Origin of the sequence: Burkholderia sp. FL-7-2-10-S1-D7 (genome assembly GCF_001524185.1) — a bacterium.
GTDB classification, from domain to species: Bacteria; Pseudomonadota; Gammaproteobacteria; order Burkholderiales; family Burkholderiaceae; genus Burkholderia; species Burkholderia diffusa.
Window position 1 is genome coordinate 389,514 of sequence record NZ_LOWY01000100.1, and the last position, 14,664, is coordinate 404,177.

Consider the following 14,664-nt stretch of genomic DNA (forward strand, 5'->3'; position numbering starts at 1 on the left):
TCGACGCGTGCGGCCGCCGGCCGCTCCCATCATGCCGACCTCATCCGTTCCCGCCGATCACGAAGCCGCCGACTGGCAGCGCGCGCTGCGCGCGTGCGTCGACGCGTTCGACGCGTTTGCGAGCCCGTCCGCGATCGTGTTCTACCGGCTCGACCTGAGCGGAGAGCCGGCCGATTTCGAGCTGTTCGGCATGCCCGAGTCGATGCATCGCACCTACGTCGCGCGCTACCGGATGCTCGATCCGCTACACCCGTCCCGCTGCGCGGCAGGCGCTCACGCGGTCGTGACGCTCGCTTCCCAATTGCCTGAGGAAAGACGCGATGCGTCCGCATACTGGACCCGTTTCCTGCGGCGGCACGATGTCGCCGACGTCGTCGAGATCTGGCTGCGCGACGACGCGGGCCGGACGATCGGCGCGTTTTCGCTGCTGCGCTTCGGGAAGGGCGAAGCGGGCGGTGGCGTCGGAAACAGCACGGCGGGCCGGTTCGCACCGGGCGAGATCGACGCGCTCGCACGGCTGCAGCCCGTTGCCGAAGCCGCGCTGAGCCCGCTGCTGCGCGCACGGCGCGGGATTCACCGGATCGATTGCGAGGCGCGGCTGACCTACCGCGAGGAGCAGATCGCCCGCCTCGTGCGCGACGGCCGTTCGAACAAGGAGATCGCGCGCGATCTCGCGCTCGGCCAGCCGACCGTCAAGACGCATCTGATGCGGATGTACCGCAAGCTCGGCGTGTCGAACCGCACCGAGCTGGTCGGCACGTTGTTCCTGTAGTTTCCCGCATCCGCGTGCATCCCGCGCGATTCATCCGACGATAGCGCGGCGCTCGCACGCCGCGATTCCCCGTACCCGACTCACCCGCGTTTCGATCGCCCGCGCGCTTGCCAATTTGCGCTCACGGGGCGCGATCCCTCGTCGATACAGTGGTTCGACACCCGCATGCCGGAGCGCACGCGGCCCAGCCACGACAATCATCGAGACGCCCATGAGCACCACAAACTTCGTCGCGGTCAGCGACACCGTGCGCACCTTCGTCGCACGCGATTTCGGTCTTTTCATCGACGGCGCGATGCAACCCGCGCACGCGGCCGCGCGACTCGACGTGTACGACCCGGCGACGGGCGAGCGGCTCGCGACGGTCGCGGATACCGACGCGCACGACGTCGACCGCGCGGTCGCCAGCGCGAAGCATGCATTCGACACCCGCGTGTGGAGCGGCCTGCGCCCGGCCGACCGCGAGCGCATCCTGCTGAAGCTCGCCGACCTGATCGAAGCCGACGCCGAAACGCTCGCGCAGCTCGAAACGCTGAACCAGGGCAAGTCGATCCACGTGTCGCGCGCGATCGAGGTCGGCGCGAGCGTCGAATACGTGCGCTACATGGCCGGCTGGGCGACGAAGATCACGGGCCAGACGCTCGACGTGTCGATCCCGTTCCCGCCCGGCGCGCGCTACACGGCCTATACGCGCAAGGAGCCGGTCGGCGTGGTCGCCGCGATCGTGCCGTGGAATTTCCCGCTGATGATCGCCGTGTGGAAGCTGATCCCGGCACTCGCGGCCGGCTGCACGATCGTGCTGAAGCCGTCGCCGGAAACGCCGCTCACCGCGCTGCGCCTCGCCGAACTCGCCCGCGACGCCGGCGTGCCGCCCGGCGTGTTCAACGTCGTCACCGGCGGGCGCATATGCGGCGCCGCACTGTCGAGCCACCCGTCGATCGCGAAGATCTCGTTTACGGGTTCGACCGCGACCGGCAAGCTGGTTGGCGCGGCGGCCGTGCAGAACATGACGCGCTTCTCGCTCGAACTCGGCGGCAAGAACCCGATCGTGATGCTCGACGACATCGACGTCGCGCAGGCGCTCGACGGCGTCGCCGCCGGTGCGTTCTTCAACCAGGGGCAGGTGTGCGCGGCCGCGTCGCGCATCTACGTGCACCGCAGCAAGTTCGCGCAACTCGCGGACGGCCTCGCGGGCGTCGCGCAGTCGATGAAGCTCGGCGCGGGCCTCGACACCACCGCGCAGATCAACCCGCTCGTCTCCGCGCACCATCGCGACAAGGTCGTCCAGCACATCGAGGGGGCGCGCCGCGCGGGCCTCACGTTCCTCGCGGGCGGCACGCCGGCCGACGACCTGCCCGGCTACTACGTGAAGCCGGCCGTGATCGCCGATCCGCATCCCGACAGCGCGATCGTGCGCGACGAAGTGTTCGGCCCGGTGATCGTCGTCGTGCCGTTCGACGATGCGGCCGACGCCGTGCGTCTCGCGAACGCGTCGCCGTACGGCCTCGCCGCGAGCATCTGGAGCAACGACCTGAAGCGCGTGATGAATCTCGTGCCGCAGATCGAGGCCGGCACCGTGTGGGTGAACTGTCACATTCCGCTCGACCCGTCGATGCCGTTCGGCGGCTACAAGCAGTCGGGCATCGGTCGCGAGTTCGGCCAGTACGCGATCGAAGGCTTCACCGAAACCAAATCCGTGTGCATCGCGCACTGACGCGCGGCATCCGTTCCGACCCCCCGAAAACCTCGAGCCCCGATCCTCGACCGCGAGCGATCGAGGTTCAAACGATCCGAAAGTGGAGATTGCAATGAGCTACAACGAAGCGAAGTTCTGGCACCCGATGCTGCACCCGAACGAAATGAAACAGCGCAAGCCGATCCGCATCGTGCGCGGCGACGGCTGCTACGTGTTCGACGAAACCGGCAAGCAGCTGGTCGATGGCGTCGCGGGTCTGTGGAACGTGAACGTCGGGCACAACCGCCAGGAAGTGAAGGACGCGATCGTGCGCCAGCTCGATGAACTCGAATACTTCCAGCTGTTCGACGGCATCTCGCATCCGCGCGCGGAAGAGCTGTCGAAGAAGCTGATCGACATGCTGGAGCCGGAAGGAATGCGCCGCGTGCTGTACAGCTCGGGCGGCTCCGACTCGATCGAGACCGCGCTGAAGATCGCGCGCCAGTACTGGAAGGTGCGCGGGCAGGCCGATCGCACCAAGTTCATCTCGCTGAAGCAGGGCTATCACGGCACGCACTTCGGCGGCGCGTCGGTGAACGGCAACACGGTGTTCCGCCGCAACTACGAACCGAACCTGCCCGGCTGCTTCCACGTCGAGACGCCGTGGCTGTACCGCAATCCGTTCACGCAGGATCCGGAGGAACTCGGCCGGATCTGCGCGGAAATGCTGGAGCGCGAGATCCAGTTCCAGAGCCCCGACACGGTCGCCGCGTTCATCGCCGAGCCGGTGCAGGGCGCGGGCGGCGTGATCGTGCCGCCGGCCAACTACTGGCCGCTCGTGCGCGAGGTGTGCGATCGCTACGGCGTGCTGCTGATCGCCGACGAAGTCGTGACGGGCTTCGGCCGCAGCGGCAGCATGTTCGGCAGCCGCGGCTGGGGCGTGCGCCCGGACATCATGTGTCTCGCGAAAGGGATCTCGTCCGGTTACGTGCCGCTCGGCGCGACGGCCGTGAACGCGCGGATCGAGGATGCGTTCGCCGCGAACGCGGACTTTGGCGGTGCGATCATGCACGGCTACACCTACGCCGGGCACCCGGTCGCCTGCGCGGCCGCGATCGCGAGCCTCGACATCGTCGTGAAGGAAGACCTGCCGGCGAACGCGGCGAAGCAGGGCGCGTATCTGCTCGAAGCGCTGCAGTCGTTCCCCGAACGCTTCGCGGCGGTCGGCGAGGTGCGCGGCAAGGGGCTGATGCTCGCGCTCGACCTCGTCGCGAACAAGCAGACCCGCGAGCCGATCGACCCATTGTCGGGCTACGCGAACGCAGTCGCGGAAGTGGCGCGCGAGCATGGCGTGCTGGTGCGCCCGGTCGGCACGAAGATCATCCTGTCGCCGCCGCTCGTGATTCAGCGCGAGCAGCTCGACCGGATTGTCGACGCGCTCGCGGCGGGCTTCGAGGCCGTGCCATTCGCGTGAGGCCGTAAAGCGGGATTCGCGTGACGCCGAACCGGCGGTGGAGGGCGGGATAACCCGTTCTCCACCGCCGGTTTGCCGATTTGCGCTATGACCGGATTATTTTGCCTGCGTATTTTTTCGACATCGGATCCGGATTGGATCGACTGGGGCTCCGGTGGCGACGCGCTGAAGCGTCGCCCCGGGCCGACCGCGAAGCACGGAACGGAGCGGGCGCCGCAGCGTCGGCGCCGGCCCAAAAAGGGAAGGAGACGAACATGTCGGGATGGTCTGGAGTGACCGGCGCCGCGGGCGATACGCCCGCCGGCAAGTCGGCTGAAGCCGGCGGCGGCACGGTGCTGAAGGCGGGCGCGGTCGGTTTTCCGACCGCGCTGGCGAGTGCCGTCGGCCTCATCATGGCGAGCCCGGTGATTCTCACCGCGACGTCGGGCTTCGGAATGGGCGGCTGGGCGTTCGCGGTCGCGATGATCATCGCGTTCGTGATGATGCAGGCGCAGGCGACCACCTTCTCCGAAGCCGCCGCGATGCTGCCGACCGCCGGCTCGGTTTACGATTACCTGTCGTGCGGGCTCGGCCGTTTCTGGGCGATCACCGGCACGATTTCCGCGTATTTCCTCGTACACGTGTTCGCCGGCACGGCGGAGACGATCCTGAGCGGCATCATGGCGCTCGTCAACTTCGAATCGCTGAACGCCGCGTTCGAGAAGCACAACAGCTCGTGGCTCGTCGGCGTCGGCCTCGTCGTCACGTTCGCGATCACCAACATCATCGGCATCAAGGTGTTCAGCAAGCTCGAGATCGTGCTGACGGCCGGCATGTGGCTGTCGCTGATGATCTTCGGCATCCTAGGCCTGGCGGCCGCGCCGGCCGTGCATCTCGACGGCTGGTTCGGCGGCTCGGAAGTCGGCACGTCGGTGCCGGCGGTGCTGTCGCTGGTCGGGATGGCGATGTTCATGTTCGTCGGCTGCGAGTTCGTCACGCCGCTCGCGCCGGAAATGAAGGCGCCGGGCCGCACGATCCCGCGCGCGATGGCGCTCGGCCTCGTCGGCGTCGCGATCTGCATGTTCCTGTACGGCGCCGCGATCCGCCGTCAGGTCGCGAACGTGCCGGTGAGCCCGGACGGCCTCACACACCTGCTCGACACGCCGGGCGCGATCCCCGCGTTCGCGCTGCAGGTGCTGGGGCCCTTCGGCCGCGTGTGGTTCGGCATCGCGTTCCTGTGCGCGGGCGCCGCGACGATCAACACGCTGATGGCCGGGCTGCCGCGCATCCTGTACGGGATGGCGATCGACGGCGCGCTGCCGCGCTGCTTCGCGTATCTGCATCCGCGCTTCAAGACGCCGGTGGTCGGCATCGTCGCGTCGGCGATCGTGCCGATCTTCCATGCGTGGCTGATCAACGGCAACCTCGACAGTATCCTGCACCTCGTGCTCGCCGCGACCTGCGCGTGGGGCACCGCGTATCTGCTCGTCACCGCGTCGGTCGTGATGCTGCGCATCCGCCGCCCGGATCTGCCGCGTCCGTATCGTTCGCCGCTGTTCCCGCTGCCGCAGATCGTGTCGAGTGTCGGTATCGTGCTCGCGATCTGGTACATCACGCCACCCGGCATGAACGCGCGCGACATCTACGTGCCGTTCGGCGCGATGCTCGGGCTCACCGCGCTGTACGCGCTGTTCTGGACGGTGGTCGTGCAGCGCCGGCATCCGTTCAAACCGGTGCCGGTCGAGGAAGTGCTGCGCAACGAGCACGTCGCGTCGTGAGGCTCGCATTCACCCGGTGGCGCGCGGCGCCCGACACGCCGCCGCCCGGCCACCGGCCCGGCGCGATCGCCGCGCGCGTGCTGGCGGACCTCGGCGCAGTGCGCGATGCGCACTGCGCCGCTGCCGAACCCCTGGCCCGGCTGCCGAACGGCGTGCGCGTGAGCATCGAGGAACGCGTCGACCGTCAGTTCCTGATGCATACGGTCAGTGTGCAGGTGTCGATCATCGCCGACGGCCCGGCCGGGCAGGGTCATGCGCGCGTGCTGCAGACCGGCTGGCTGCGGCGTACCGGCATCGCGGCCGAGCCCGCGCCGGGATGCGCCCCCGGATTCGTGAGGGCGGTGGCCGCGCTCGTCGCCGATTCGTCACTTGCCGATGCGCTACGTCCGCTGCACCTGACCGACTGCACGATCGCCGCGCACGATGGGCGCTGGACGCTCGCCGTCGTGCCGTTCGGCGGCAGCGAGATCGTGAACCGGATGCCGTCGTTTCGGCGTTATGTCCGTCTGACCGGCGAGCAGGCCACCGCGCTGTCGGTAGCCTGCCTTGCATTCGAAACTGCACTACGCGGAATTTTGCGGGGGTAAGCTGTGGCGCTGCGCGCCGTGCGGGCGCAGCGTGGATTCAGGGTTTCACCGGAGATGCCGATGCTGTTCCAGTCACGCTCACACGAAGACGTGCATGACCACGGGCTCGCGATCGCGGGTTGGCATCAGGTCTACCGCCAGATGACGCCGGGCCGGTTCAGAGGCACCGTCACGCAGGTGCTGTACGACGAGTTTCATTTCTTCCGCGAGACGACCAACCGGCGTGTCGCGCAAACCGGCCTTGCGCCGGCCGGGCGTACGTCGCTTGCGGTGCCGCTGTCGATGCCGCTCGCCGGCACGTTCCAGGGCCAGCCGGTCGACGGCTATGCGCTGCTCGCGCTGCGCGCCGGCGAGGATTTCGAATTCCACACGCCGGAAGGGATGGGGCTCGTCGGGATCAGCGCCGCGTCGGACATGATCGACGAGCTGTGCGAAGCCGAGTTCGGCGCGGCCGGGGCGCGCAAGCTGCGGCACGTCACGCGGCTGTCGGACGCGCAAGGCGTCGCGCTCGGCGCGCGGCTGTCGTCGCTGATCGACGAAGCCCAGCGCAACCCCGGCTGCCTCGAATATGCGGCCACCCGCAAGATGTTCCGCGACGCGATGCTCGACATGTTCCTCGATGCGCTCGATCAGGGCATCGGCGCCGAGCGCCGCGACATCACGCACGCGACCTACAGCGATATCGTCAGCCGTTGCGAGAAACACCTGCGCGACCGGCCCGAGGAACCCGTCACCGTGCTCGAACTGTGCCGCGCGCTGCGCTGCAGCCGCCGCACGCTGCAGACGAGCTTTCAGCGCGTCGCCGACGTCACGCCCGTTGGCTATTTGCGCACGATCCGGCTGAATGCGGTGCGGCGCCTGCTGCGCACGACCTCGGCGCAGCAACTCGGCGTCGGCGAGGCCGCCGCGAGTTGGGGCTTCACGCATCTTGGCTATTTCGCACGCGAGTATCGCGACCTGTTCGGCGAGTTGCCGTCGCAGACCCTGCGTCCCGAATGACGTTTGCGCATCGCGCCGGTGGCGCCGGTCGCGGTCGCAGTCGCGTGTTGCCCGTTCGCTTCATCATTTGCTGATTTGGGATAGGGGTCCCGAATTTTCGCTGGATAGAGTCCTGTCACCCATATCGACAACACCATCGATCTGCACTGCGAATCGATGACATCACAGGGGCAGGACATGACGATCGGACTAAGACTGGCCGCGGCCGCGGCCGCGCTGGGCTGCATGAACGCACACGCGCAAACATCGGGCAGCGTGACGCTGTACGGTACCGTTGACACCGGCATCATCTATTCGACGAACCAGCAGTTCACGCGCGCCGACGGCAGCACGGGCGGCGGCCACGCATGGCAGATGGGCGGCGGCAACCTCGTGCCGTCCCGCTTCGGATTTCAGGGCGCCGAGCCGCTCGGCGGCGGGCTCGACGCGGTGTTTTCGCTCGAGCAGCAATTCCTGTCCGCGAACGGGCAGGCGCTGCAGGGCGGCACCGCGTTCAGCCGGCAGGCGTGGGTCGGGCTGCGCCAGGATTCGATCGGCACGCTCGGCCTCGGCCGCCAGTACGATTCGTACACGGACATGCTCGGCGCATACGTATCGAGCAACAACTGGGCGACGCCGTACGGCTCGCATCTCGGCGACGTCGACAACCTGAACGCCGCGTTCAACTTCAACAACGCGGTGAAGTTCACCAGCGCCGACTTCAACGGCCTGACGTTCGGCGGCACGTTCAGCTTCGGCGGGCAGGCCGGCGATTTTTCCGCGAAGCGCGGCTATTCGGTCGCCGCGACCTACACGCGCGCGCCGGTCGCGTTCTCGGTCGGCTATCTCGACCTGCACCAGCCGCTCGACGCCGCGCTCGGCGGCGCGAGCGGCTATATCGGCGACTTCGCGTGCAGCAATCCGGGCGCGATGTACTGCCTGCTCCAGGACGCCGGCTCGATGCGTGCGTTCGGCGCGGGCGGCTCGGTGACGCTCGGCGCGGCGACGGTCGCACTGACCTACACGCACACGCGCCTCGGCGACAGCCGCTACTTCTCGACCGACGCGCAGCCGCGCAAGCAGGCGTTCACGTTCGACATCGGCGAGCTGAACGTCACGTACATGTTCACGCCCGCGCTGCAGGGCGGCGTCGCATACATCTTCAATGCCGCGCATACGGACGGTCGCGGCACGACGCGCTTCCATCAGGTCAACGTCGGGACGAACTACAGCCTGTCGAAGCGCACCGCGCTGTATGCGGTCGCGATCGGCCAGATCGCGAGCGGCACGGGGCTCGGCACCGACGCGAACGGCAATGCGGTGAACTACGCGCAGATTCCGGTGCTCGCGAACAGCAATTCGAGCCGGCAGCTGGCGGTGATGGCCGGGATTCGCGTGAACTTCTGACGGCGCGCACGTGGCGATGCGGTCGGGGCGGCCGGCTGCGATGGCCGGCCGCTTCCGCCGCGTGCCACAAATTCTTAACGATCGACGTGAACAATGGCGTTCGCTTCAGGACGCCCGAAGCGTCGCCCGTGTTGCACACGTGTGCAACGCGAGGCCGACCCGCCACCACGCCGATCGAGAGAGACCACATGACCCTGCTGAGCCGCCTGCGCGCACTGTCCGCCGCCGTTGCGCTGTCCCTTGCCGCCTCGCACGCCTTCGCGGCGGATCTCGTCATCGCGGGCCGCGACGACATCTATGGCAAGGGGCTCGCCGACGCCGTCGCCGGCTTCACCAAGCTGCATCCGGGCACCGACATCGAGCTGCTCAAGCTGCCGAACGCGAACCTGTACCAGAAGCTGAAGCTGTCGATGCGCGAAGGAACCGGCACGTACGACCTCGTGATGATGGACGACACGTGGGCGCCCGAATTCATCGGCAACGGCTGGCTGAAGCCGCTTCCGGCATCGCTCGCGGACGCCGATCTCGTGCCGTCGGCGGTTGCGCTGGGCCGCAACGCGGCGGGTGCGCTGTACGCGCTGCCGATCGTCGGCAACGTCGAGATGTTCGCGTACCGGAAAGATCTGCTCGCGAAATACAAGCTGCAGCCGCCGCGCAACTGGGACGACGTGCTGAAGATCGCGCAGACCGTCGGTGGCGCGGACAAGAGCGTGTCGGGCGTCGTGTTCCGCGGCACCAAGGGCAACCCGGTCGTGACGGGCTTCCTGCCGATCCTGTGGGCCTATGGCGGCGACGTGTTCGACCATGCCGGCAACGTGACGATCGATTCGCGCGAGTCGCAGGCCGCGCTGAAGACGTTCCTCGCGCTGAAGGCCTCCGCGCCGAAGGACGTCGACGTGTACGGCGCCGCCGAAGTGCGCGATGCGCTGCAGCGCGGCACGGCCGCGCAGTCGATCGAGGTGTGGCCGGCGTGGATTCCGGCGCTCGACGATCCGAAGCAGTCGCGCGTGGTCGGGCAGATCGCGTTGCAGCCGCCGCCCGGGCAGACGGCCGGCCCGGCGCCGATGCTCGGCATCTGGCAGATGGGTATTCCGAAGGACGCGCCGCACGCGAAGCTCGCGCAGGACTTCCTGGCCTACCTGAGTTCGCGCGACACGCAAACGCGCCTTGCCGGGATCGGCATTCCGCCGACGCGCCGCAGCGTGTTCGCCGATCCGGCGCTGGTGCGCCAGTACCGCTGGTATCCCGATCAGTTGAAGGCGCTCGAGGCCGGCCGTGCGCGGCCGCGCGTGAAGGACTGGCAGCAGGTCGAGAGCATTCTCGGCGACCAGCTGCAGCTCGCGCTGACCGGGCAGGCCGCACCCGACGCCGCGCTGCGCCAGGCGCAGCAGAAGATCGCGCAGGCGATGGCCGCGGCGGGCAAGTGACGGCTTGCCGCCACGCGTCATCCGGAATCCGCGCATGAAAGCCCTCGGCCGCAGCCTGCCGTTCGTCGCGCTGCTCGGACCCGCGCTCCTGGTGCTGGCCGCACTCGCGCTGTACCCGGTCGCGCAGGTGCTGATCGACTCGTTCTGCCAGGTCGACTACACGGCGGGCCGCCGCGCATTCGCGGGGCTCGCGAACTATCGCGCGGTGCTCGGCGACGACGCGTTCGCGGCCGGCTTCGGCAACACGCTGCGCTTCACGATCGCGGCATCGCTCGTCGAAGTCGCGCTCGGCTTCGGTCTTGCGCTGCTGTTCGTGCGCGCGTTTCCGGGGCGCCGCATTGCGCTGCCGCTCGCGATCCTGCCGATGATGTTGTCCACGCTCGTGTGCTCGGCGATCTGGCGCAACTGGCTCAATTTCGACGGCTTCCTCAACGCGCTGCTCGCCGCGTTCGGCCTGGAAGGCGTGCGCTGGCTGTCCGATCCGCATCTCGCGCTGTGGTCACTCGCGCTCGTCGACGTGTGGCAGTGGACGCCGATGGCGTTCCTGATCGTACTGGCCGGGCTGCAATCGATCCCGCAGGAGCTCTACGAAGCCGCGCGCACCGACGGCGCGAGCGAGTGGCAGTGCCTGCGCGACATCACGCTGCCGCTCGCGGCGCCGCAGATCGGCCTCGCGCTGCTGCTGCGCTCGATCGACACGTTCAAGCTGTTCGACAAGGTCTATGCGCTGACGGGCGGCGGCCCCGGCAACGCGACGCAGACGCTGTCGACCTATATCTACGACACGGGCTTCCGCTTCTTCAACGTCGGGCCGGCGAGTGCCGCGTCGGTGCTGATGCTCGCGGCGTCCGCGCTGCTTGTTTCGGGGTACGTATGGCAGACGGTTCGCAAGCGGCGCGCATGACGGCGCGATCCGCGGGCATCGCGCACGCGCGAACGCGTGCCGCATTCGGTTGCGCAGTGCCGTGGATGCTGCGCGCCGCCGCGCTCGCGCTGTTGCTGCTGCCGTGCCTGTGGATGGCCGGCGCGGCGTTCATGCCGACGCTCGAGCGCCTCGATCATCCGCTGCGGATCTTGCCGGCCGCGCCGACGCTCGAGCATTTTGCGTCGGTCTGGTCGAACGGCATCGGCGCGCCGCTCGCCAATTCGCTGCTGGTCGGGTTCGGCACGACGCTGCTCGCGCTGACGCTCGCGCTTCCCGCCGCGTATGCGCTCGTGCGGCTGCGGTTTCCGGCCCGGCTCGACTTGCTGTTCCTGATGCTCGTGCTGGCATTGAAGCTGATGCCGCCGATCACGATCGCGGTGCCGCTGTTCGCACTCGCGAAGCGGCTGCATCTGCTCGATTCGACACTCGGGCTGATGCTCGCTTACCAGATCTACGCGCTGCCGATGGCGATCTGGATGCTGCTCGCGTTCGTGCGCGACGTGCCGGTCGAATACGAGGAGGCCGCATGTATCGACGGTGCGGGGCTCGCGCGGCGGCTCGTGCAGATCGTGCTACCGCTGTGCGCGCCGGGGGTGATCGCGACCGCGATCTTCGTGTTCATCGCCGCCTGGAACGAGTTCCTGATCGCGCTGCTGTTCGTGTCGACGCCGAGCCGCTTCACGCTGCCGCTCGCAATCGCCGGCTACGTGACGGAGAACGGCATCGACTGGGGCGACCTGATGAGCGCCGGTTTGCTGGCGTCGCTGCCGACGCTCGCCGTGGCCGGCTACGTGCAACGCTACCTGCTGCGCGGCTTCGCGGGCGGGCTGAAGTGACGCGACGCGTTACACGCAGCTGTGCCGGACCACGTGCGTAACCGGCACGACGCGCGTGCGCGATGCGCCGTCGAACGTCTGGATCCGGTCGGCGAGCAGGTCGACTGCCGCGTGCGCGAGACCTTGCGTGTCCTGGCGCAGCGTCGTGAGCCGATATGCGTCGTATTCGGCGGCGGGGATGTCGTCGAAGCCGATCACGCGCAGGTCGTCGGGCACGCGCAAGCCGAATGTGCCGCGGGCGGCGTCGATCACGCCGAGCGCGAGCAGGTCGGACGAGCAGAACACGCCGTCCGGGCGGTCGCCGGATGCGAACAGTTGCCGCGCGGCATCGATGCCGCATGCATGGGTATCGGAGCGCGTATCGATCATCTGGACGAGTGCCGCATCGAACGCGTCGCCGCGTTGCAGCGCCAGCTCGAACGCATCCGCACGTGCGCGTGCGCTGTAGCTCGCCGTGCGCGGCCCGACGAACGCGAGCCGGCGCGCGCCGGCCCGCACGAGCCGTTGCGCGGCATGGGCGGCGCCCGCCGCGTTGTCGCTGATGACGACATCCGCACCGGGCAGGTTCGCTTCGCGATTGATCATCACGACGGGAATCCGGTGATCGAGATACTGCCGTGCGACCGACAGCGGCGGCGACGCGGACGTCATCACGAGGCCCGCGATCCGGTAGCTGAGCAGGCGCTCGAGCGATTGCCGGACCTGGTGCGGATCATCCGCGTTGGTGACGAGCGGCGTGAACGCGCGCTGACCGAGCGCGGCCATCAGGTCCGACAGAAGCCGCGCACGGAACGGATTCTCGAACCCGGCCGTCACGACGCCGATCATGCTGCTGCGCTGCGTGATCATGTCGCGCGCGATCAGGTTGACCTGGTAGCCGAGCGCACGCGCGGCCACCATCACGCGTTCGCGCGTTTCGGGTGCGATGCTCGCCGTCGGCGAGAACGCACGCGACACCGCCGAGCGCGACACGCCGGCCCGCACGGCGACATCCGACGCGGTCACCCACGTTTTTCTTTCCTTGTCACTCATCGATTCATGATCCCTTCGCGATACGAAGCTTCCACGCCGCTGGCCGACTGGATGTCGGCGCTCGACGACGCGCGGCCGCTGCATACGCTGACCCTACCGGGCAGCCATGACACCTGTGCGTATACCGTCGACGATCCGCTCGTGCGCACGCAGCGCGCATCGCTCGCCGCGCAGCTCGCGCACGGCGTGCGGCTGCTCGACATCCGCTGCCGGCACCGGTGCGATGCGTTCGACATCCATCACGGCGGGATCGCGCTCGGCATGTCGTTCGACGACGTGCTCGCGGACTGTACGCGTTTTCTCGATGCGCATCCGCGCGAATGCATCGTGATGTCGGTGAAGGACGAATGGCCCGCGCAGGCGTGCACGCGCAGTTTCGATGCGACGTTCGACGCGCATCGTGCGCGGCACCCGCGGTTGCGCTGGCATGCGGGCGGCGCGCTGCCGGCGCTCGGCGACGTGCGCGGCGCGGTGGTGTTGTTGCGGCGGTTCCGCAGCAGCCGGCCGCTGGGCATCGACCTGACCGCGTGGCCCGACAACGCGACCTTCACGATCGATCATCCCGATGCGGCGTTCGTGATCCAGGACGAATACCGCGTGCCCGTTGCCGGGTCGATCAACTACAAGTGGCGCGTGATCGATGCGCTGCTGACCGGCATGCCGTCGCCGGAAAGCGGCCGCTGGGCGATCAATTTCTGCAGCGGTACGGGGATGGGCGCGAATCCGTCGGTGGTCGCGCGCGGCGATGGCAGGGTGCAGGGGATTCACGCGCGGCTCGCGGAGCGGTTGCGCGAGCAACGGGGTTCGTATGGCGCGATGCTGCTCGATTTCTGCGACGACGATGACTGGGCGTTGGTGCGGGCGCTCGTTGAATGCAACGATCACGTGCCCGAGCCGGGTGTCAGGCGCAGGCTGGCGGGGTGCTAGTGAAGACGGGCAGGGCGGGCGTTTGGTGGAAGGTTGGGCAACCGGAATCTTGCGCGTCGGTGCCGACACGTGGCCTGCGGCCCGCTGCATGCCTGCGCCTCCTTTTGCGCGGCGTGTGGCGGGACGCCCGCTTCCCGTGAAGATCGGCACGTTGCCGAATGTGTGACGAGCGGCCCATGTTGGGAACCGAGGCCGATGGATAAGGTTGAACCGTTCGTGGCGGGCGCGGTTCGATCGAGTCCGTCGCGGATATCCGGATGTTTCTCAACCCGGCGGGAGGCAACGGGCACTGTGTGCCCGGCATCGCGCCGGCTCATGAACGTCGTCGTGGAAGGCAGCGCCTGCTTCGCCGCGAATCGTCCACGACGCAGGACTGCAAGGAGAGAGGTCATGGCAACGCTCGTCAACATCGTGAAGGACACCCCGAACGCGGTGCAGATCTGGGGCTTTCACGGCCCGTGCAACGTCAGGGACGTCGCAGCGGCATTGAATACCATCGCGTCCGGATTGAGCGGTGACGGTCACACGATTCACATCATGTCGGGAACGCACGGCTATTGCGACGGGCAGGTCGGTGCAGTCGCCACGCGCGATCAGCGATTCGCCGCGGAAGACCGGGCGCTGGCTTCGCCGAAGACGAAGGACAACAAGCCGGTCGCGGTTGCGGTACACGACTTCAATACGGCGAAGCTGCCCGCGCCGGATTACGTGACGGCAGCGATGGCGAAGCTGAACGGCGACATGCGCGCGATCGTGCAGGGCGATCCGGGCACCGCGACGTTCCTGCTCGCGTATTGCTGCAGCGCCGGGACACCGTAACGCGCTGTTATGTGCTGACGGGCGGACGCGGCGGTCCGCCCCGTTTCG

Annotated in this window: 13 protein-coding genes; 12 read left to right on the forward strand and 1 reads right to left on the reverse strand. The window is 68.2% G+C overall.

The window, feature by feature from the left end; all coding sequences use genetic code 11:
• Positions 1 to 31 precede the first annotated feature (31 nt).
• From WS75_RS29890 to WS75_RS29935, 10 genes are all read left to right on the forward strand, one after another.
• Positions 32 to 772, forward strand: coding sequence for a helix-turn-helix transcriptional regulator (locus tag WS75_RS29890; protein WP_059686075.1), 741 nt, complete (start codon positions 32 to 34; stop codon positions 770 to 772).
• Positions 773 to 983: 211 nt separating this feature from the next.
• Positions 984 to 2,486, forward strand: a complete 1,503-nt coding sequence (locus WS75_RS29895) for an aldehyde dehydrogenase family protein (protein WP_059686078.1) — start codon at positions 984 to 986, stop codon at positions 2,484 to 2,486.
• Between the two features lie 94 nt (positions 2,487 to 2,580).
• Positions 2,581 to 3,921, forward strand: a complete 1,341-nt coding sequence (locus tag WS75_RS29900; protein WP_059599170.1) for an aspartate aminotransferase family protein — start codon at positions 2,581 to 2,583, stop codon at positions 3,919 to 3,921.
• A gap of 254 nt (positions 3,922 to 4,175) precedes the next feature.
• Entirely contained in the window at positions 4,176 to 5,678 is a 1,503-nt protein-coding gene (locus tag WS75_RS29905) for an APC family permease (RefSeq protein WP_059686080.1), read from the forward strand.
• Positions 5,675 to 6,265 carry a DUF3156 family protein gene (locus WS75_RS29910; protein WP_059686083.1) on the forward strand — a complete coding sequence of 197 codons (591 nt, stop codon included), beginning with the start codon at positions 5,675 to 5,677 and terminating at the stop codon, positions 6,263 to 6,265. Before WS75_RS29905 ends, WS75_RS29910 begins: the two co-directional genes overlap by 4 nt.
• A gap of 60 nt (positions 6,266 to 6,325) precedes the next feature.
• A complete protein-coding gene (locus WS75_RS29915) occupies positions 6,326 to 7,264 on the forward strand; it encodes a helix-turn-helix domain-containing protein (protein WP_059686407.1) in 939 nt (312 codons plus the stop codon).
• A 177-nt stretch (positions 7,265 to 7,441) separates the two neighbouring features.
• Positions 7,442 to 8,650 (forward strand): porin, encoded by a 1,209-nt coding sequence (locus tag WS75_RS29920; RefSeq protein WP_059686087.1) that lies wholly within the window; start codon positions 7,442 to 7,444, stop codon positions 8,648 to 8,650.
• A gap of 188 nt (positions 8,651 to 8,838) precedes the next feature.
• Complete coding sequence (locus WS75_RS29925; protein ID WP_059686090.1) at positions 8,839 to 10,077, forward strand: ABC transporter substrate-binding protein; 1,239 nt, start codon at positions 8,839 to 8,841, stop codon at positions 10,075 to 10,077.
• Between the two features lie 34 nt (positions 10,078 to 10,111).
• On the forward strand, positions 10,112 to 10,981 hold the full coding sequence (locus WS75_RS29930; RefSeq protein ID WP_059686093.1) for a carbohydrate ABC transporter permease: 870 nt from the start codon (positions 10,112 to 10,114) through the stop codon (positions 10,979 to 10,981).
• Entirely contained in the window at positions 10,978 to 11,838 is an 861-nt protein-coding gene (locus WS75_RS29935) for a carbohydrate ABC transporter permease (RefSeq protein WP_059686409.1), read from the forward strand. The genes WS75_RS29930 and WS75_RS29935 overlap by 4 nt, the downstream gene beginning before the upstream one ends.
• Positions 11,839 to 11,847: 9 nt before the next feature.
• Here WS75_RS29935 and WS75_RS29940 read toward each other — a convergent pair whose 3' ends face one another.
• Entirely contained in the window at positions 11,848 to 12,870 is a 1,023-nt protein-coding gene (locus tag WS75_RS29940) for a LacI family DNA-binding transcriptional regulator (RefSeq protein WP_059686095.1), read from the reverse strand.
• Positions 12,871 to 12,876: 6 nt separating this feature from the next.
• On the opposite strand from WS75_RS29940, the gene WS75_RS29945 reads away from it, so the two are divergent.
• The gene (locus WS75_RS29945) at positions 12,877 to 13,797 is read left to right on the forward strand and encodes a phosphatidylinositol-specific phospholipase C (protein ID WP_156429918.1); all 921 of its coding nucleotides are present in this window, start codon (positions 12,877 to 12,879) and stop codon (positions 13,795 to 13,797) included.
• A gap of 390 nt (positions 13,798 to 14,187) precedes the next feature.
• Positions 14,188 to 14,616, forward strand: a complete 429-nt coding sequence (locus WS75_RS29950; protein WP_059686097.1) for a hypothetical protein — start codon at positions 14,188 to 14,190, stop codon at positions 14,614 to 14,616.
• Positions 14,617 to 14,664 lie beyond the last annotated feature (48 nt).

Bases quoted from the DNA above. Each gene is read 5' to 3' on its own strand.
- WS75_RS29890 (WP_059686075.1), top strand. From the start codon at position 32: ATGCCGACCTCATCCGTTCCCGCCGATCACGAAGCCGCCGACTGGCAG.
- WS75_RS29905 (WP_059686080.1), top strand. From the start codon at position 4,176: ATGTCGGGATGGTCTGGAGTGACCGGCGCCGCGGGCGATACGCCCGCC.
- WS75_RS29935 (WP_059686409.1), top strand. From the start codon at position 10,978: ATGACGGCGCGATCCGCGGGCATCGCGCACGCGCGAACGCGTGCCGCA.
- WS75_RS29900 (WP_059599170.1), top strand. From the start codon at position 2,581: ATGAGCTACAACGAAGCGAAGTTCTGGCACCCGATGCTGCACCCGAAC.
- WS75_RS29925 (WP_059686090.1), top strand. From the start codon at position 8,839: ATGACCCTGCTGAGCCGCCTGCGCGCACTGTCCGCCGCCGTTGCGCTG.
- WS75_RS29950 (WP_059686097.1), top strand. From the start codon at position 14,188: ATGGCAACGCTCGTCAACATCGTGAAGGACACCCCGAACGCGGTGCAG.
- WS75_RS29940 (WP_059686095.1), bottom strand. From the start codon at position 12,870: ATGAGTGACAAGGAAAGAAAAACGTGGGTGACCGCGTCGGATGTCGCC.
- WS75_RS29895 (WP_059686078.1), top strand. From the start codon at position 984: ATGAGCACCACAAACTTCGTCGCGGTCAGCGACACCGTGCGCACCTTC.
- WS75_RS29920 (WP_059686087.1), top strand. From the start codon at position 7,442: ATGACGATCGGACTAAGACTGGCCGCGGCCGCGGCCGCGCTGGGCTGC.
- WS75_RS29930 (WP_059686093.1), top strand. From the start codon at position 10,112: ATGAAAGCCCTCGGCCGCAGCCTGCCGTTCGTCGCGCTGCTCGGACCC.
- WS75_RS29915 (WP_059686407.1), top strand. From the start codon at position 6,326: ATGCTGTTCCAGTCACGCTCACACGAAGACGTGCATGACCACGGGCTC.
- WS75_RS29945 (WP_156429918.1), top strand. From the start codon at position 12,877: ATGATCCCTTCGCGATACGAAGCTTCCACGCCGCTGGCCGACTGGATG.